General features: G+C 68.0%; 16 protein-coding genes and 1 tRNA gene. 10 read left to right on the top strand and 7 right to left on the bottom strand.

The features are described from left to right. Positions 1-10: 10 nt before the first annotated feature. From AC0KUR_RS23645 to AC0KUR_RS23635, 3 genes are all read left to right on the top strand, one after another. A complete protein-coding gene (locus AC0KUR_RS23645; RefSeq protein ID WP_343727398.1) occupies positions 11-1,219 on the top strand; it encodes an MFS transporter in 1,209 nt (402 codons plus the stop codon). A 14-nt stretch (positions 1,220-1,233) separates the two neighbouring features. After that, a complete protein-coding gene (locus tag AC0KUR_RS23640; RefSeq protein ID WP_226252775.1) occupies positions 1,234-2,343 on the top strand; it encodes a class II histone deacetylase in 1,110 nt (369 codons plus the stop codon). 111 nt (positions 2,344-2,454) lie between these two features. Next, complete coding sequence (locus AC0KUR_RS23635; RefSeq protein ID WP_034188777.1) at positions 2,455-2,685, top strand: hypothetical protein; 231 nt, start codon at positions 2,455-2,457, stop codon at positions 2,683-2,685. Between the two features lie 64 nt (positions 2,686-2,749). Here AC0KUR_RS23635 and AC0KUR_RS23630 read toward each other — a convergent pair whose 3' ends face one another. Together AC0KUR_RS23630 and AC0KUR_RS23625 are read right to left on the bottom strand one after the other, a co-directional pair. After that, positions 2,750-3,043, bottom strand: a complete 294-nt coding sequence (locus tag AC0KUR_RS23630; protein WP_473376486.1) for a hypothetical protein — start codon at positions 3,041-3,043, stop codon at positions 2,750-2,752. 199 nt (positions 3,044-3,242) lie between these two features. Further along, a tRNA-Leu gene (locus AC0KUR_RS23625) sits at positions 3,243-3,329 on the bottom strand. 236 nt (positions 3,330-3,565) lie between these two features. On the opposite strand from AC0KUR_RS23625, the gene hpnD reads away from it, so the two are divergent. Further along, entirely contained in the window at positions 3,566-4,399 is an 834-nt protein-coding gene (hpnD, locus tag AC0KUR_RS23620) for a presqualene diphosphate synthase HpnD (protein ID WP_034188778.1), read from the top strand. 10 nt (positions 4,400-4,409) lie between these two features. Here the strand turns inward: hpnD and AC0KUR_RS23615 are convergent, their stop codons facing one another. The 3 genes from AC0KUR_RS23615 to AC0KUR_RS23605 all read right to left on the bottom strand — a co-directional run bounded on the left by AC0KUR_RS23615 (position 4,410) and on the right by AC0KUR_RS23605 (position 7,623). Then, positions 4,410-5,639 carry a DUF1501 domain-containing protein gene (locus AC0KUR_RS23615; protein WP_473376485.1) on the bottom strand — a complete coding sequence of 410 codons (1,230 nt, stop codon included), beginning with the start codon at positions 5,637-5,639 and terminating at the stop codon, positions 4,410-4,412. A gap of 67 nt (positions 5,640-5,706) precedes the next feature. Then, positions 5,707-7,209, bottom strand: a complete 1,503-nt coding sequence (locus AC0KUR_RS23610) for a DUF1800 domain-containing protein (protein ID WP_034188983.1) — start codon at positions 7,207-7,209, stop codon at positions 5,707-5,709. Positions 7,210-7,344: 135 nt separating this feature from the next. After that, positions 7,345-7,623 (bottom strand): hypothetical protein, encoded by a 279-nt coding sequence (locus AC0KUR_RS23605; RefSeq protein ID WP_034188780.1) that lies wholly within the window; start codon positions 7,621-7,623, stop codon positions 7,345-7,347. 257 nt (positions 7,624-7,880) lie between these two features. On the opposite strand from AC0KUR_RS23605, the gene ompR reads away from it, so the two are divergent. The 4 genes from ompR to AC0KUR_RS23585 all read left to right on the top strand — a co-directional run bounded on the left by ompR (position 7,881) and on the right by AC0KUR_RS23585 (position 11,359). Then, positions 7,881-8,615 carry an osmolarity response regulator transcription factor OmpR gene (gene ompR / locus AC0KUR_RS23600; RefSeq protein ID WP_006478565.1) on the top strand — a complete coding sequence of 245 codons (735 nt, stop codon included), beginning with the start codon at positions 7,881-7,883 and terminating at the stop codon, positions 8,613-8,615. 40 nt (positions 8,616-8,655) lie between these two features. Beyond that, positions 8,656-10,017 carry an ATP-binding protein gene (locus tag AC0KUR_RS23595; protein WP_034188781.1) on the top strand — a complete coding sequence of 454 codons (1,362 nt, stop codon included), beginning with the start codon at positions 8,656-8,658 and terminating at the stop codon, positions 10,015-10,017. A 189-nt stretch (positions 10,018-10,206) separates the two neighbouring features. Next, on the top strand, positions 10,207-10,755 hold the full coding sequence (locus AC0KUR_RS23590; RefSeq protein ID WP_006478563.1) for a peroxiredoxin: 549 nt from the start codon (positions 10,207-10,209) through the stop codon (positions 10,753-10,755). A 76-nt stretch (positions 10,756-10,831) separates the two neighbouring features. Further along, positions 10,832-11,359, top strand: coding sequence for a carboxymuconolactone decarboxylase family protein (locus tag AC0KUR_RS23585; protein WP_011352388.1), 528 nt, complete (start codon positions 10,832-10,834; stop codon positions 11,357-11,359). Positions 11,360-11,488: 129 nt separating this feature from the next. Here the strand turns inward: AC0KUR_RS23585 and ispF are convergent, their stop codons facing one another. Together ispF and ispD are read right to left on the bottom strand one after the other, a co-directional pair. Beyond that, positions 11,489-11,974: a 2-C-methyl-D-erythritol 2,4-cyclodiphosphate synthase gene (gene ispF, locus AC0KUR_RS23580; protein ID WP_034188783.1), complete on the bottom strand. Its 486-nt coding sequence runs from the start codon at positions 11,972-11,974 to the stop codon at positions 11,489-11,491. Positions 11,975-12,002: 28 nt separating this feature from the next. Next, the gene (gene ispD / locus AC0KUR_RS23575; RefSeq protein ID WP_059561773.1) at positions 12,003-12,713 is read right to left on the bottom strand and encodes a 2-C-methyl-D-erythritol 4-phosphate cytidylyltransferase; all 711 of its coding nucleotides are present in this window, start codon (positions 12,711-12,713) and stop codon (positions 12,003-12,005) included. Positions 12,714-12,820: 107 nt separating this feature from the next. Between ispD and mfd the strand changes: the two genes are divergently transcribed. Together mfd and argE are read left to right on the top strand one after the other, a co-directional pair. Then, entirely contained in the window at positions 12,821-16,291 is a 3,471-nt protein-coding gene (mfd, locus tag AC0KUR_RS23570; protein WP_034188785.1) for a transcription-repair coupling factor, read from the top strand. Between the two features lie 105 nt (positions 16,292-16,396). Further along, entirely contained in the window at positions 16,397-17,617 is a 1,221-nt protein-coding gene (gene argE, locus AC0KUR_RS23565; protein ID WP_473376484.1) for an acetylornithine deacetylase, read from the top strand. Positions 17,618-17,656: the final 39 nt, after the last annotated feature.

Genomic DNA, 17,656 nt, shown 5'->3' with positions numbered 1-17,656 from the left:
AGATCCCGCCATGAAAACCCTGTCCCCGGATGCCGCATGCTCGCCCGACGGCCGTGCGCCGGCCTTCGCCCGCTCGACGCTCGCCGCGCTCGTCGTGTTCGCGGCCATCACGCCGCTCCTGCTGCTCGTTGCACCGGCCGTGGCCGGTCAGCTCGCGACGCAACTCGGCTTGTCGGCGTCGCAGATCGGCACCTACTTCTTCGTCGAACTCGGTGCGTTCAGCCTCGCGACCGTGCCGTCGTACCTGTGGCTCGGCCGGGTCGACGCGCGCCGCGTCGCCGCCTTCGCGATCGCGCTGTTCGGCGCGGGCAACCTGCTGACCGCACTGTGGATGCCCGGCTTCGCCGCGCTGCTCGCGCTGCGGGCCGTCACCGCGCTCGGCGGCGGTTCGCTGATGGTGCTCTGCATGACAAGCGCGGCGACGAGCGAGAACAGCGACCGTGTGTACGGCCTGTGGGTCGTCGGCCAGCTGATCGCGGGGGCGATCGGCCTGTTCGTGCTGCCGCACGTGTTCGCCGCGTTCGGGCTGCGCGCGCTGTACGTGGCGCTCACCGGGCTCGCCCTGCTCGCGGCGCCGCTGTCGCGCGGCTTTCCGTCGTCGCTCGGTACGCGGACGGCAGCCGCGCGCACCGCACGCGGCGATGCGATGCAGACGCCGCGAAGCTGCGTCGTGCTCGCCATCGGCGCGGTGCTGACGTTCTATCTCGCGATCGGCAGCGTGTGGACGTTCGCGAGCCGCGCGGCGGCCGACGCCGGGCTCGATCCGCAGTCGACCGGCAACGTGCTCGCGATCGCGAGCGTGATGGGGATCGCCGGCGCGGCGCTCGCGTCGTGCGCGGGCGGCCGGCTCGCGCGACGCGCGATGCTCGCGGCCGGTTACGCGCTGCTCGCGGCGTCGCTCGTCGCGCTCGCCGCGATGCATGACACCGGCGGCTACAGCGCGGCGATCTTCGCGTTCAAGTTCGCGTGGACGTTCGTGCTGCCGTTCATCCTCGCGACGGTCGCGCAGATCGACACGTCGGGCCGGCTCGTCGCCACGCTCAATTTCGTGATCGGCGCCGGCCTTGCCGCCGGCCCGCTGCTTGCCGGGCTGATGCTCGACGCCGGCAGCACGATGCGCACGTTGTTCATCGCCGCGACGGCCGTCGCGATCGTGTCGTTCGCCGCGCTGCGCCATATCGATCGCCGCGCGCGCGCCTCCGCTTCCCCCCAACCGTGACAGGTCACGCATCCATGAATCGCACTGCCTTCTTCACCGACGAACGCACCTTCTGGCATACCGGCGGCACGCACGCGCTGTTCTTCCCGGTCGGCGGCTGGGTCCAGCCGCCGTCGAGCGCGGGCTACGCGGAATCGCCCGACTCGAAGCGCCGCTTCCTGTCGCTCGTCCAGGCATCGGGCCTGGCCGCGCAACTCGACCTGCGCGGCGCCGAGCCGGCGACGAGCACCGACCTGCTGCGCATTCATCCGGCGCACTATCTCGACGCGTTCCGCGCACTCAGCGACGCGAATGGCGGCGACCTCGGCGATCTCGCGCCGTTCGGCAAGGGCAGCTACGAGATCGCCGCGCTGTCCGCCGGCCTCGCGATCGCGGCCGTCGATGCGGTCGTCGGCGAGCACGCGGCCAACGCGTTCTCGCTGTCGCGGCCGCCCGGCCACCACTGCCTGCGCGACCGTCCGATGGGCTTCTGCATGCTGGCGAACATTCCGATCGCCATCGAGGCCGCGCGCGCGAAACACGGCATCGAGCGCGTCGCGGTGATCGACTGGGACGTGCATCACGGCAACGGCACGCAGTCGATCTACTACGACGACCCTGACACGCTGACGATCTCGCTGCACCAGGACCGCTGCTTTCCGCCCGGCTACAGCGGCGCGGACGATCGCGGCGAAGGCGCGGGTATCGACGCGAACCTGAACGTGCCGCTGCTCGCCGGCAGCGGCGACGACGCGTATCGCTACGCGTTCGAGCGAATCGTGCTGCCTGCGCTGGAGCGCTTCCGGCCCGAGCTGATCGTCATCGCAAGCGGCCTCGACGCGAGCGCCGTCGATCCGCTCGCGCGCATGCAACTGCATACCGACAGCTACCGGTTCATGACGCGTGCGGTGAAGGAGGCCGCGCAACGCCATTGCGGCGGGCGGCTCGTGATCGTCCATGAAGGCGGCTATTCGGAGGCATACGTGCCATTCTGCGGACTCGCGATCGTCGAGGAACTGGCCGGCATTCGCACCGACGTCGCCGATCCGATGCTCGATCTCGCGATCGCCCAGCAGCCGGGTGAACGGTTCGTCGCGTTCCAGCGCGCGCTGCTGGACGAACTGGCTGCGTCGTTCGGGTTGTAACGCGCGGGAACGGACGTGACGGGGCCGGCCCGCGCCGGCCCTTGCGCGATCCGTGCGGATGGGGTTTCCTGTGCCTTTACCCCTGTTCCGGCTCGAGGCCGCACTCTTCCGATGAAATCGTCCCCGCGCGATGACAACGACAACACCAGAACGCGCCGCCAGCCGTCGAAGCTGGTCCTGAACATCGCCGCCGTCACGGTCGGCCTCATCACGTTCGCGATCGGCGCGGCGTGGGTGATCTACAGTTGGGTCGTCGATCGCGAAGCGCAGTATTTCGCCATTCCGCTGGTGTTCTCGGTGCCGGTGATCGTGGCGGTCGCGATCCGAAGTTTCTGGGAGTAGGCGCGCCTGGTACCGGGCTTGTTGCAGATGAAGCGGCGAACCCCGCGATTCGCTCGCACGCCGGTCACAGGCCGGGACGCGGGCACGGATTGGGCGCCGCGCCCTGATATCCGCCGACGACGGCACCCAGTGCGGCGCCAGCCAGCGACGTGCCGAGCACTTTCAGCACACCCTCGGTCGACAACGGCTCGCCGTTCAACATCACCCGCCCGGAATACGCGGAGCATGCCGACGGCGATGCAACCGTCTGCACGGGCCTCGCGCTCCATGCGACGTTGTCGGCCGGCGTATTGGCCATGGCCGGCGCGGACAGCATCAGCGCCAGAACGGAAATCGGGATGGGTAGGGTGTTCTTCATCGGCGGCCCCTCGGTGTATTTGTGCTTCTTGTATTCGATCGCGATATGACACATTACACGCGGCCGAATTTCCGTGTGCGTCCATATGGACCTGCGTCCCGGCAAGAAAAACGGCCATCAAACGAAAAAAGCGCTGCGGTCAGTCGACCGGCAGCGCATTTTTGGGGAACCGCCCCTTGACGGGTGCGTATCCGACTTCTGGTGCGTGAGGCCGGACTCGAACCGGCACACCCTTGCGGGCGTCAGGACCTAAACCTGGTGCGTCTACCAATTTCGCCACTCACGCGCATTTCCGTCGCCTGACCGCGCGGCACGCAAGATGCGTGCGCCACGCGCCCGGGACTTTCATGCCGGCCCGAAAACCGGCACGCCCGATCAGGCGAGCGCGAGATTCTACCCGATCCGTGCGGCCTTGTCTCGCCCCGCCGGCACCCATCGTGCAGCGATGCTAGAATGCCGCGCTCGACGTTTCGGCACCGCGCCGCCGCGCGTCCCCCGAACCCGCCCCCACCGATTCCGCCCGTGAACTTCGACGACTACTGTCAGCAAAAGGCCGCCCCCGCGGGCTCCAGCGTCTACTACGCGCTGCGTCAGGCGCCGCTCGCCACGCAGCCGCGCCTGACGGCGCTGTTCGCGCTGCGCCGCGAACTCGAGGAAACCGTCAAGGAAACCAGCGACCCGACCGTCGGACACACGAAGCTCGCGTGGTGGCACAAGGAACTCGCGGCGCTGGCCGACGGGCAGCCGTCGCACCCCGTCACGAAGGCACTCGCGCAGCATCACCCGGCGATCGCGGCCGAGGCCGATGCGTTGCGCACGCTCGTCAACGGCTACGGGATGGATCTCGAACAGGCGCGCTACCTCGATTTCGCGAACCTGCAGCGCTACATCGCTCAGGCGGGCGGCACGTTCGCGTCACTGGTTGCGCGCGCAAGTGCCGCGAACCCGGCCGACCCGCAGCCGTGGGCCGCGGAGGCCGGCCGCGCGCTGATGCTCGCGCAGTTCGTGCAGGAACTCGGCAACGACGCGCGCCACGGCCGCATCTACCTGCCGATCGACGAACTGCAGCGCTACAACGTGACCGCGGCCGATCTGCTGAATCGCCGCTACAGCCCGGCCTTCACCGAATTGCTGCAATTCCAGACGGCCCGCGCGCGCGAAGCGCTCGCCGCCGCCGACGCGGCGATCCCCGCGTCCGAACGCCGCGCGCAGCGCACGCTGCGCGCGCAGATCGCGCTGGCCGGCGCGCTGCTCGACGAAATCGAGCGCGACGGCTACCAGGTGCTGCACCAGCGCATCGCGCTCACGCCGATCCGCAAACTGTGGATCGCGTGGCGCGCGTCGCGGCGCCGCTGACCCTTACGCGTCACGCCTTCAACAGCGGCAGCGTGTCGAAGCGCTGCTGCAGCACGCGCGTCGCGTCGAGCCCCCACCACGGCCCGAGCACGGTGGCATAAAGCTGGCGGAAATCGACCGCGACCGGCAGGTTGCCGTTGCCGTCGAGCCGGCCGAGCGCGGGCGGCGCGCCGTACAGTCCGCCGGCCACGCGGCCGCCCATCACGAAATGCGGCGCGGCCGTACCGTGATCGGTGCCGTTGCTCTGGTTCTCGCGCACCCGCCGCCCGAATTCCGCATACGTCATCACGAGCGTCTGGTTCCAGCGCCCGAGTTCGATCAGCGCGCCACGCATCGCGCTCATCCCTTCCGCGAACTGCTTGAGCAACGCAGCCTGCTGCCCCGGCTGGTTCTGGTGCGTATCGAAACCGTTGAGCGTCAGACGCAGCACCGCGACGCCATCCTGCGCGCCGGGCCCGGACGCCTCGCACGCGGCCAGCACCTGCATCGCGGTCTTCACCGACGTGCCGAACGCGCCGGCCGGGAAGGCCGTCCTGAACTCGCGCATGCCGCCGCGCGGCCGCAGCCGGTCGGCCGCCTTCACGATGTCGTTCTCGACGTCGATGATGTGCGCGAGCGCCGGGTTCTGCTCGCGCAGCGACGACGGCTCGGCGAACCGCGCCGCCCGGATGAACTGCGCGGGGTTGACGAGCGCGATCGCACGCGCGCCGTTCGACAGCGGCCCCATCTCCGCGCTGCCGAGGACGACGCCGTCCGCCGCGAAACCGGGCGGCACGGGCGCCTGCGCGAACGTGCGCGTCAGCCACCCTTCATGCAGATACTGGTCGGAGCGCGATGCGGTGTCCCAGATCTCGATCGAACGGAAATGCGACAGGTTCGGCTGCGGATAACCGACGCCTTGCACGACCGCGACCTGCCCGTCACGCCACAGCGGCATCAACGCCGCGAGCGACGGGTGCAGCCCCGTGTGCGCGTCGAGCTGCAGCACCTGCTCGCGCTTGATGCCGATGCTGCGCCGGAACTGGTAGTACAGCGGGTCCGCGTACGGCACCACCGTATTGAGGCCGTCGTTGCCGCCCTTCAGCTCGACGAGAATCAGCACGTTCGCGTACCCGGCCGCCGGTTGCCGCCCCGCCTGCGCCGCCTGCGCCACGGAAGCGGCGATCGCGGGCGCTTGCCACATCGACACGCCGGCCGCGGCCGCGGCGCCGGTCAGCGTCAGAAAATCACGTCGGTTCATCGCGCATCCTTTGGTTCGCCGTCCGGCACGTTTGCCGCGGCGGCGCCCCGCTTCGTCGTCGTTTGCATCATTTCAGCTGATAGGCCGGATCCATCAGCAGCGCCTCGAGATACGCGCTGCCGGTCGAATCCGTGTCGATCGCCGCGACCGGCGACAGTTGCAGCACCGCGTGCTGCAACTGAAGCTCGGTCGACAATCCGGCGATTGCCTGCGGCCGCGCGCGATATTGCGCGAGCCAGCGTTCGAGGTCGAACCGCAGCCCGCCGCGCGCGGGCCTGGCCGGCGTGCCGCGCATGCCGGCCGCGGACGCCATGTCGGCCACCGGCATCGCATGCGTCCGCGCATTCGGCGGCGGCGCCATCGGATGCGCGGGCACGCGCATGCCGGCCGTCTCCGTCGCGCGGAACAACTGCTCGACGAACTGCTTGCGCGACAGCAGCGTGGTGCTGTTGATCCACAGCGCGCCGCCCGGCCAGCCTTTGACGTTCGGCGGATAGAACAGGTTCTGCCCGAGCGTGCGCACGGTGTTCGCGAGCATCTGCGGATCGCCGTACGCCACGTCGAACAGCCGCACCGACCCGACGACGAACTCGGCCGGCGACTTGACGAGCACGCCGCGGTTGCGCGGATCCCAGAACGCGTCGGTCGACCACAGCGCGGCGAGCGCCGCGCGAATGTCGTAACCGCTCGCGCGGAACCGGTCGGCGACCGTATCGAGCGCCCCCGGATCGGGCGTGTCGGACACGAACTCGCGCCACAACTTGGCGGCGATGAAACGCGCGGTGCCCGGCCGCTTCAGCAGGATGTCGAGAAAGCCGTCGCCGTCGAACGGCCCCGTTTCGCCGAGAATCGTCTTCTCGCCGGCGTCGTGGGTGTCGGGCCGCACCTCGAAGCGCAGCGTATCGGGATCGATCGTCCAGCCCGTCATCGCGCGCGCGGCCTCGGTCACGTCGACCTGCGTGTAATGCCCTTCGCCGAGCGTGAACAGCTCCATCACCTCGCGCGCGAAATTCTCGTTCGGACGCCCCTTGCGATTGCTCGCGCCGTCGAGATACTGCAGCATCGCCGGATCCTTCGCGACCGCATGCAGCAGCGTGCCGAAGTTGCCGAGCGCCTCGCGGCGAAACAGCGCGTTCTGCGCGGCCATCGTCTGCGGGTAAGGCACCTTGTCCTGGCCCGACGTGAAGTGCCCGTGCCAGAACAGCGTCATGCGCTCGGTCAGCGGCGACGGCGTGACGACCATCTCGTTGACCCAGGCGGCACGCAATTCATCGTAGCGGCGGTTGCGCTCGCGCTGCTCGTCGCGCCGCATGTCGGGCGTGAGCGCCTGGCGCTGCGCGCGCGTCGGCGGCGGCTCGGCGATCCAGTCGGGCCATGTCGTCACGGGTTCGCGGCGCACGCTGCCGAGCGTGTCGGCCACGATCTGCGCGCGCGTCATGCCGACGACACGCGCGACGTCGGCGGGCGCGGGAGAGAAACCGGTGCGACTGAGGAAAAACAGCGCGTCGTCGGCATCGAGCGGCGACTGCATGGCAGGCGACGACGCCGGTATGGCAGCGTTCGCTTTCATCGTCATGGACTCTCCCGGAACGCACCGGCGGTGCGGATGCCGGTACAACGGCATTCGGCACGCGAAAGTTGACCGAAAAAGTGCTACGAATTCTTTCTGCGCGGGGCGGGCCGCGCAGGGCAAGGACGGCACGTGTCAGCGCTTGTACAACTCGCGAACGGCGTCTTCGATGTGCTGGCGCAACAGGTGCCGCTCTTCGGGCGTCATGTGCCCGTCGCGGCGGCGCTGTTCGAGATCGGGGGGCACGGCGGAACGAACCGTCGCCTCGGCGGCACGGTCTGGCTGCGGCGCTTTGCCGCGCGGCAGCTTGCGCGACGGTGCGCCCTGCTCGGGGCGCTGCGCATACGCGAAGTTCGACGCATACGGACCGGCGAGCGCGATCGTCAGCGTCAGTGCAATCCGGAAAGATCGCATGACCGTCCTCGCTTCTTTGGTCGATTTGTTCCCTTCGTCACGCGGCAACCGGCTACCTCTGGTACTTGAAAAACCCTGCGGAAATCGGGTGTACAAAGATGAAAGATGGAGTGCAGGGAGTATCTACCGAATTTCGGCTTCGAGTAAAGGAATCTATATAGCCTGCCTTTACTCGGCGCGACACTACGGGTAAATTTTGTAACCGACTGTAACGCACGAAAATACGTGGCCGTGCGTCAATTCCCATTCGCGATAAGATGCCGATCATGGAAACGAAAAACCCCTCCAAGATTCTCGTCGTTGACGACGACCCTCGCCTGCGCGATCTGCTGCGCCGCTATCTCGGCGAACAGGGTTTCAACGTATACGTCGCCGAAAACGCGACCGCGATGAACAAGCTCTGGGTACGCGAGCGTTTCGACCTGCTCGTGCTCGACCTGATGCTGCCGGGCGAGGACGGCCTGTCGATCTGCCGCCGCCTGCGCGGCAGCAACGACCGCACGCCGATCATCATGCTCACCGCGAAGGGCGAGGATGTCGACCGCATCGTCGGGCTCGAGATGGGCGCCGACGATTACCTGCCGAAGCCGTTCAATCCGCGCGAACTCGTCGCGCGCATTCATGCGGTGCTGCGCCGCCAGGCGCCGGCCGAACTGCCGGGCGCACCGTCGGAAACCACCGAGGTGTTCGAGTTCGGCGAATTCTCGCTGAATCTCGCCACGCGCACGCTGACGAAGTCCGGCCAGGAAATCCCGCTGACGACCGGCGAATTCTCGGTGCTGAAAGTGTTCGCGCGTCATCCGCGCCAGCCGCTGTCGCGCGAAAAGCTGATGGAGCTCGCGCGCGGCCGCGAATACGAAGTGTTCGACCGCAGCCTCGACGTGCAGATCTCGCGCCTGCGCAAGCTGATCGAACCGGATCCGGGCAGCCCGCGCTTCATCCAGACCGTCTGGGGCCTCGGCTACGTGTTCATCCCGGACGGCGCCGCCTGACCTTTCTCCCTCCCGGTTTCGCCCGTCCACGGCCCGTCCCATGCGTATCGACCGGCGCCTCCTGCAGCTCGCGTTCGGCGGGCTGTTCTGGCGCACCTTCCTGCTGATCGCGCTGCTGATCTCGGTCAGTCTCGCCGCGTGGTTCCAGAGCTTTCGCGTGATCGAGCGCGAGCCGCGCGCGCAGCGCGTCGCGCTGCAGCTCGTCGCGGTCGTCAAGCTCACGCGCACCGCCCTGCTCTATTCCGATCCCGATCTGCGGCGCGCGCTGCTGCAGGATCTCGAGAGCAACGAGGGCGTGCGCGTCTACCCGCGCGAAAAGACCGACAAGTTCAAGCTGCAGCCCGACGAATCGCTGAACCGCCTGATCGAACACGACATCCGCAGCCGCCTCGGCGACGATACCGTGATCGCGCAGTCGGTCAACGACATTCCCGGCGTGTGGATCAGCTTCAAGATCGACGACGACGATTACTGGGTCGCGCTCGACCGCGACCAGCTCGACAACGTCACGGGCCTGCAATGGGCCGGCTGGGGGCTGTTCGCGCTCGCGCTGTCGCTGTTCGGCTCCGCGTTCATCACCAGCCTCGTGAACCGGCCGTTCTCGCGGCTCGCGCTCGCCGCGCGCCAGGTCGGTTCGGGCCAGGCGCCCGAACCGCTGCCCGAGCGCGGGATGGGCGTCGCGGCCGACACCAACCGCAGCTTCAACCAGATGGTGCGCGACCTCGAACAGCTCGAGGCCGACCGTGCGCTGATGCTCGCGGGTATCTCGCACGACCTGCGCACGCCGCTCGCGCGGCTGCGGCTCGAAACCGAGATGAGCCCGTCCGACCAGGCGACCAAGGACGCGATGGTCGACGACATCGAGCAGATGGACCGCATCATCGCGGCCTTCATCGACTACGCGCGCCCGTCGCAGCGCAAGCCCGAGCCGGTCGACCTGTCGTCGATCGCGCAAGAAGTCGCCGCGCGCGTCTCGGGCGAGGACGGCGTCGAGATCCGCACGCGGCTCGCGCCGAGCGCGATCATCGAAGCGGACGAGACCGACATGCGCCGCGTGATCGGCAACCTCGTCGAGAATGCGCGCAAGTATGGCCAGAGCAAGCAGGACGGCGTCTCGCGCATCACGGTCGAGACCCGCGTGTCGCATGCGCGCGTCGAGCTGTCGGTGAGCGACGAAGGCCCCGGCATCCCCGAGGATCAGTTGCCGCTCGTGATGCGCCCGTTCTACCGCGTCGACACCGCACGCACCAAGGCGGACGGCACGGGCCTCGGGATGGCGATCGTGCTGCGGCTCGTCGGCCGCTATCGCGGCGCGCTGCGCCTGCGCAACCGGAACCCCGACGCGGGCCTCGAAGTCACGCTCGAATTCCCCGGCGCCGGCAAGGCGCGTGCGACCGCGTGACACGCTCGCGCCTGCCTCCCGCGCGTCACACTATCGATCCGGTTGAAAAAAGCTATGAGGATCGTTAGTCAAAATCTATTGAAGTGTTTTACTAATAGTGTTATAGTTTGCCTCATGCTGTCACATCATCGTTGCAGCACCGAGGTAGCTTGACTCAGTCTTCTTCCCCATTCACACAGGAGTATCCGCATGAAAACCGTGGGCGATAAACTCGAAGCTTTCACCGTCGTAGCCGCGAAGCCGGGCTTCAACAATCACGAGGAAAACGGCCAGTCGGCGTTCGAGACCGTCACCGAAGCGTCGTTCCCGGGCAAGTGGAAGATCATCTACTTCTATCCGAAGGATTTCACGTTCGTGTGCCCGACGGAAATCGTCGAGTTCGCGAAGCTGACGAAGCAGTTCGAAGAGCGCGATGCCGTCCTGCTCGGCGGCAGCTCGGACAACGAATTCGTCAAGCTCGCATGGCGCCGTGAGCACAAGGACCTCGACAAGCTGAACCACTACTCGTTCGGCGACGTCAAGGGCGAGCTGATCGACCAGCTCGGCGTGCGCGACAAGGAAGCCGGCGTGGCCCTGCGTGCAACGTTCATCGTCGATCCGGACAACACGATCCAGCACGTTTCGGTGAACAACCTGAACGTCGGCCGCAGCCCGGAAGAAGTCCTGCGCATTCTGGACGGCCTGCAGACGGACGAACTGTGCCCGTGCAACCGTGCAGTCGGCGGCGCAACGCTGTAAGCGCATCGATGCACGAAGCCCGCGGCGCACGTCCTGCCTGCGGGCTTTTTTAACGGCCAACCCATAGGAGATATCAATGGAATTCATCGACTCGATTAAGGCACGTATCCCCGATTACGCGAAGGACATTCGCCTGAACCTCGACGGCACGATCTCGCGCTCGTCGCTCGAAGGCACCGACGCGGTGGGCGTCGCGCTGGCGGCGGCCATCGCGGCGAAGAGCACCGTGCTCATCAAGACGATCCGCGAAGCCGGCGTGCTGTCGCCCGAAGAGACGAACGCCGTGCTGACGGCGGCCGCGCTGATGGGGATGAACAACACCTGGTATCCGTATGTCGAGATGGCCGACGACGCCGACCTGAAGACGCAGCGCGCCGAGCTGCGGATGGGCGCGTATGCGACGCACGGCGGTGTCGACAAGCGCAAGTTCGAGATGTACGCGCTCGCCGCGTCGATCGTCGGCAAGTGCCACTTCTGCGTGAAGTCGCACTATGCGCTGCTGAAGAACGAGCAAGGCATGACCGTCACGCAGTTGCGCGACGTCGGCCGCATCGCGTCGGTGATCAACGCCGCCGCACAGGTGATCGCCGCCGAAGGCGAATAAGCGGTCGCGTGCCGTGCGGCAGCCATGCCGCGTGGCGCCCGCTTCAAACGACGATGCCACGCCGACGCGTGGCATTTTTCATTGCAGCGGCATCGCGCGGGGCAAACCGCGCGATGCCGCGGGCAGCCGTCAGCCGCCCTGCTTCACCAGCAGCGCGGCGGCCTGCGCCTCAATGCCTTCCCCGCGGCCGAGATAACCGAGCTTCTCGTTGGTCTTCGCCTTCACGTTCACGCGATCGAGCGGCAGCCCGAGATCGGCCGCGATGTTCGCGCGCATCCCGTCGATATGCGGCGCGAGCTTCGGCGCCTGCGCGATCACGGTGCTGTCGACGTTCTGGATCGTGAAACCCGCCGCCTTCACGCGCTCGGCGCACGCACGCAGCAGCACGCGGCTGTCCGCGCCCTTGAACGCCGCGTCCGTGTCGGAGAAATGACGGCCGATGTCGCCGAGCGCCGCCGCGCCGAACAGCGCGTCGGTGATCGCGTGCAGCAGCACGTCCGCGTCCGAGTGGCCGAGCAGGCCGCGCTCGTACGGAATCGTCACGCCGCCGATGATGAGGGGGCGTCCTTCGACGAGCTGGTGCACGTCGTAGCCTTGTCCGATTCTGAAATCCATGCGTGTTCCGATTGAGAGGGGGTGAATGTCAGGAAGCGTTCGCGGCACGCGCCAGGATCGCTTCCGCGAGCGCGAAATCTTCCGGGTACGTGACCTTGAAATTGCGCAGGCTGCCCTGGACGACGCGCGGCGTGTGGCCCGCCCATTCGATCGCGCTGGCCTCGTCGGTCAGGTCGTGCCCTTCGCGCTGCGCGCGCAGGATCGCCTCGCGCAGCATGCCGATGCGGAACATCTGCGGCGTCTGCGCCTGCCACAGCGCGTCGCGCGATTCCGTGCGCGCGATCGCGTCGCCGCCGGCCGGCACGCGCTTGAGCGTATCGGCCACCGGCAGCGCGACGATGCCGCCGACGGGGTCGTCCTTCAGCGTCGCGACGAGCGTGCGGATCAGCGCCGGCGTGATGCCCGGGCGCGCCGCGTCGTGCACGAGCACCCAGTCCTGGTCGGTCGCGCCGAATTCGGCCAGTTCGAGCAGCCCGTTCAGCACCGACGCCTGCCGCGAGCCGCCGCCGCAGCGGCGCACCGCGAAACGCAGGCCCGCGAAGCGGCGCGCGTCGAAATGGGAATCGTCGGGCGCGAGCACGACGAGCGTCTGCGCGAACTCGCTGCACGCGTCGAACGCGGCGAGCGTGTAGTGCAGCAGCGCGCGGCCGGCCAGCGTGCGGTATTGCTTCGGCACGGCCGAGCCGGAACGGCTGCCCGTGCCGGCACAGGGAATCAGGGCGAAAAGTCGGGGAGTCACGAAGGGAAACGCCGGAAAGATGAAATCGAGAAGCGGATTTTATAATAGGTCTTTCGTCTCGACCGGCGCACCGCGATGCGCCCGTGCACGCCACCCCTGTCGTCCCTATGCCAGATAACGCTTCCAACCCGTCAGCCTCCCCCGTTGCCCGCGTCAAGCCCGGCCAGCGCTTCGCCTTCGACGGCGCGCACGGCTCCGCCGACGCGCTCGCCATCGCCCGTTATCTCGCCGACAACCGTCAGGACGTGCCGCTCCTCGCGGTGATCTGCGCGAATGCGGTCGACGCGCAGCGGCTGTCGCAGGAAATCCGCTATTTCTCGCCCGACGCGCGCGTGCGCCTGCTCCCGGACTGGGAAACGCTGCCGTACGACACCTTTTCGCCGCACCAGGACCTCGTGTCCGAGCGGCTCGCGACGCTGCACGACCTCGGCGAGGGCCGCTGCGACATCCTGCTCGTGCCCGCGACCACCGCGCTGTACCGGATGCCGCCCGCGTCGTTCATGGCCGCGTACACGTTCGCGTTCGCGCAGGGCGAGCGGCTCGACGAGGCGAAGCTGAAGGCACAGTTGACGCTGGCCGGCTACGAGCACGTGAGCCAGGTCGTGCGGCCCGGCGAATACTGCGTGCGCGGCTCGCTGATCGACCTGTACCCGATGGGCTCGCCGCTGCCGTACCGGATCGACCTGTTCGACGACCAGGTCGACTCGATCCGCGCGTTCGACCCCGACACGCAGCGCAGCCTCTACCCGGTGCGCGACGTGCGCCTGCTGCCCGGCCGCGAGTTTCCGTTCGACGAAGCCGCGCGCACGGCCTTCCGCAGCCGCTGGCGCGAAACCTTCGAAGGCGACCCGAGCCGCGCGCCGATCTACAAGGACATCGGCAACGGCGTGCCGTCGGCCGGCATCGAGTACTACCTGCCGCTGTTCTTCGACGAAACCGCCACGCTGTTCCACTACCTGCCGCAGGACGCGCACCTCGTGTTCACCGGCGATCTCGAGGCGTCGATCCGCCGCTTCACCGCGGACACGAAGCAGCGCCATGCGTTCCTCTCGCACGATCGCGAGCGGCCGATCCTCGAGCCGCAGCGGCTGTTCCTGTCCGACGAGGATTTCTTCGCGTTCGCGAAACCGTTCGCGCGCGTCGTGCTGCCCGCGCAGCCGGCCGGCGGCTGGGCAACCGCGCTGCCCGAGCTGACCGTCGACCGCCATGCGGACGACCCGCTCGCGTCGCTGCGCACCTTCGTCGAAACGTCCGGCAAGCGCGTGCTGCTGACCGTCGAATCAGCCGGCCGCCGCGAGACGATCCTGCAACTGCTCGCCGAGCATCACCTGCGCCCCGCGTCGAACGACCACTTCGCGGGCTGGCTCGCGAGCGACGAACGTTTCGCGCTCGGCGTCGCGCCGCTCGCGAACGGCTTCGCGGTGCCAGGCGAAGGCTACGCGGTCGTCACCGAAACCGAGCTGTACGGCGCGCTCGGCCGCCGCGCGGGCCGCCGCCGGCAAGAACAGGCGAGCAACGTCGACGCGATGGTGCGCGACCTGTCGGAGCTGAAGGTGGGCGATCCGGTCGTGCACTCGCAGCACGGCATCGGCCGCTACCTGGGCCTCGTCTCGATGGATCTCGGCGAAGGCGAGACCGAATTCCTGCATCTCGAATACTCGGGCGAAAGCAAGCTCTACGTGCCCGTCGCGCAATTGCACGTGATCTCGCGCTACAGCGGCGCCGACCCCGACAGCGCGCCGTTGCACGCGCTCGGCTCCGGCCAGTGGGAACGCGCGAAGCGCAAGGCCGCGCAGCAGATCCGCGATACGGCCGCCGAGCTGCTGAATCTGTACGCGCGTCGCGCGGCCCGCGAAGGCCACGCGTTCACGCTCGACCCGCGCGACTACGTGAAATTCGCGGAAAGCTTCGGCTTCGAGGAAACGCCCGACCAGGCCGCGGCGATCGCGGCCGTGATCGGCGACATGACGAGCGGCAAGCCGATGGACCGCCTCGTGTGCGGCGACGTCGGCTTCGGCAAGACCGAGGTCGCGCTGCGCGCCGCGTTCATCGCGGTGCTGGGCGGCAAGCAGGTCGCGCTGCTGTCGCCAACCACGCTGCTCGCCGAGCAGCACACACAGACCTTCGCCGACCGCTTCGCGGACTGGCCGGTGCGGATCGTCGAGCTGTCGCGCTTCAAGACCACGAAGGAAGTGAACGCGGCGATCGCGCAGATCAACGAAGGCAGCGTCGACATCGTGATCGGCACGCACAAGCTGCTGTCGTCGGACGTGCAGTTCAAGCGCCTCGGCCTCGTGATCATCGACGAGGAACACCGCTTCGGCGTGCGCCAGAAGGAAGCGCTGAAGGCGCTGCGCGCGGAAGTCGACGTGCTGACGCTCACCGCGACGCCGATCCCGCGCACGCTCGGGATGGCGCTCGAAGGGCTGCGCGATTTCTCGGTCATCGCGACCGCGCCGCAAAAGCGGCTCGCGATCAAGACCTTCGTGCGCCGCGAGGAGGAAAGCGTGATCCGCGAGGCAATGCTGCGCGAGCTGAAGCGCGGCGGCCAGGTGTACTTCCTGCACAACGAAGTCGAGACGATCGAGAACCGCAAGGCGATGCTCGAGGCGCTCGTGCCCGAGGCGCGGATCGTGATCGCGCACGGCCAGATGCACGAGCGCGAGCTCGAACGCGTGATGCGCGATTTCGTCGCGCAGCGCGCGAACGTGCTGCTGTGCACGACCATCATCGAGACCGGCATCGACGTGCCGAGCGCGAACACGATCATCATGCACCGCGCGGACAAGTTCGGCCTCGCGCAGCTGCACCAGCTGCGCGGCCGCGTCGGCCGCTCGCATCACCAGGCCTATGCGTACCTGCTGGTCCACGATCCGCAGTCGCTGACCAAGCAGGCGCAGCGCCGGCTCGAGGCGATCCAGCAGATGGAGGAACTCGGCTCGGGTTTCTATCTCGCGATGCACGACCTCGAGATCCGCGGCACCGGCGAGGTGCTCGGCGACAAGCAGTCGGGCGAGATCCACGAGATCGGCTTCCAGCTCTACACGGACATGCTGAACGACGCGGTGAAGGCGCTGAAGAACGGCAAGGAGCCCGACCTCACCGCCCCGCTCGCCGCGACGACGGAAATCAACCTGCATGCGCCCGCGATCCTGCCGGCCGACTACTGCGCGGACGTGCAGGAGCGGCTGTCGCTGTACAAGCGGCTCGCGAACTGCGAGCACGGCGACGCGATCGACGGCATCCAGGAGGAGTTGATCGACCGCTTCGGCAAGCTGCCGCCGCAGGCGCACGCGCTCGTCGAGACGCATCGGCTGCGGATCGCCGCGAAGCCGCTCGGCATCGTGAAGATCGACGCGAGCGAGGCCGCGATCGGGCTGCAGTTCGAGCCGAATCCGCCGATCGATCCGATGCGGATCATCGAGATGGTGCAGAAGCACCGGCACATCAAGCTCGCGGGCCAGGACAAGTTGCGCATCGAGACGCGCTCGCCCGATCTCGCGATCCGCGTGTCGACGATCAAGGAAACGCTGCGCGCGCTCGGCCCGAAACAGGGCGCGGCCGCCGCGGCGCGCTGACGCGATACCGGCGGGCGCGACGTTGCTGCACCGCATCGCGCCCGACGAAGGCGGGCCGGCGCGTTTTTGAGTATGATTTTCCCATTCATCAGACGGAGTTTTGCCATGTCCACTCTCGACGCGACGGCGCCTTCCGCCGCAACCCGGGGCGACGAATCGCTCGTCAGCCTGCCCTGGGTCAAGCAACTGGTGTCGATGGACACGACGAGCCGCGTGCCGAACCTCGGCCTGATCGAGACGGTACGCGACGCACTCGCCGCGAAGGGCATCGCTTCGACGATCACGCACGATCCGCGCGAAGGCTGGGCGAACCTGTTTGCCACCGTGCCCGCGCACGACGGCGCGACGAACGGCGGCATCGTGCTGTCGGGGCATACCGACGTCGTGCCGGTCGACGGCCAGCAATGGGACAGCAACCCGTTCGCGCCGGAGATCCGCGACGGCCGCCTGTACGGCCGCGGTACCTGCGACATGAAGGGCTTCATCGGCGCGGCGCTCGCGCTGCTGCCCGAGATGCAGGCGACGAAGCTCGCGAAGCCGATCCATTTCGCGCTGTCCTACGACGAGGAAATCGGCTGCGCGGGCGCGCCGCTGATGATCGCCGACCTCGTGAAGCGCGGTGTGCAGCCGTCGGGCTGCATCGTCGGCGAGCCGACCAGCATGCGGCCGATCATCGCGCACAAGGGCATCAACGCGTACCGCTGCTGCGTGCGCGGCCACGCGGCCCATTCGTCGCTGACGCCGAAGGGGCTCAACGCGATCGAATATGCGGCACGCCTGATCTGCCATATCCGCGACATCGCCGACCGCTTCCGTGCCGAAGGCCCGTTCGACGAACTGTACGACGTGCCGTTCACGACCGCGCAGACGAGTACGATCCAGGGCGGCAACGCGATCAACACGGTGCCGGCCGAGTGCCGCTTCGATTTCGAATTCCGCAACCTGCCCACGCTCGACCCCGAGCAGATCTTCACGCGCATCGAGGCGTATGCGCGGGAAACGCTGCTGCCGCAGATGCTGCGCGAGCATCCGAACGCCGCGATCGAGTTCTCGAAGATCGCCGCGGCGCCCGGCCTCGATGCAACCGAACAGGCCGCGATCACGCAGCTCGTGCGCGCGCTGACGGCCGACCAGGACAAGCGCAAGGTCGCGTACGGCACCGAGGCCGGCCTGTTCGAACGCGCGGGCATCCCGAGCGTCGTGTGCGGGCCCGGCAACATCGAGCAGGCGCACAAGCCGAACGAGTATGTCGAGCTCGCGCAGCTCGCCGGCTGCGAGCAGTTCCTGCGCAAGTTCATCCGCAGCATGTCGGTCGACGCGCACTGACTGCCTCCCGCCACGCCGGCCCGCGTGTGCGGGCCGGCC

It is taken from the genome of Burkholderia sp. YHN3-13 (genome assembly GCF_055810675.1).
Note: the sequence above shows the minus strand (reverse complement) of the source record. Positions and strands in the feature narration are given on the sequence as shown.

Coding starts and splice junctions, on each gene's coding strand:
- AC0KUR_RS23645 (WP_343727398.1), top strand. CDS start 11: ATGAAAACCCTGTCCCCGGATGCCGCATGCTCGCCCGACGGCCGTGCG.
- AC0KUR_RS23640 (WP_226252775.1), top strand. CDS start 1,234: ATGAATCGCACTGCCTTCTTCACCGACGAACGCACCTTCTGGCATACC.
- AC0KUR_RS23635 (WP_034188777.1), top strand. CDS start 2,455: ATGAAATCGTCCCCGCGCGATGACAACGACAACACCAGAACGCGCCGC.
- AC0KUR_RS23630 (WP_473376486.1), bottom strand. CDS start 3,043: ATGAAGAACACCCTACCCATCCCGATTTCCGTTCTGGCGCTGATGCTG.
- AC0KUR_RS23615 (WP_473376485.1), bottom strand. CDS start 5,639: ATGAACCGACGTGATTTTCTGACGCTGACCGGCGCCGCGGCCGCGGCC.
- AC0KUR_RS23610 (WP_034188983.1), bottom strand. CDS start 7,209: ATGAAAGCGAACGCTGCCATACCGGCGTCGTCGCCTGCCATGCAGTCG.
- AC0KUR_RS23605 (WP_034188780.1), bottom strand. CDS start 7,623: ATGCGATCTTTCCGGATTGCACTGACGCTGACGATCGCGCTCGCCGGT.
- ompR (WP_006478565.1), top strand. CDS start 7,881: ATGCCGATCATGGAAACGAAAAACCCCTCCAAGATTCTCGTCGTTGAC.
- AC0KUR_RS23595 (WP_034188781.1), top strand. CDS start 8,656: ATGCGTATCGACCGGCGCCTCCTGCAGCTCGCGTTCGGCGGGCTGTTC.
- AC0KUR_RS23590 (WP_006478563.1), top strand. CDS start 10,207: ATGAAAACCGTGGGCGATAAACTCGAAGCTTTCACCGTCGTAGCCGCG.
- AC0KUR_RS23585 (WP_011352388.1), top strand. CDS start 10,832: ATGGAATTCATCGACTCGATTAAGGCACGTATCCCCGATTACGCGAAG.
- ispF (WP_034188783.1), bottom strand. CDS start 11,974: ATGGATTTCAGAATCGGACAAGGCTACGACGTGCACCAGCTCGTCGAA.
- mfd (WP_034188785.1), top strand. CDS start 12,821: ATGCCAGATAACGCTTCCAACCCGTCAGCCTCCCCCGTTGCCCGCGTC.
- argE (WP_473376484.1), top strand. CDS start 16,397: ATGTCCACTCTCGACGCGACGGCGCCTTCCGCCGCAACCCGGGGCGAC.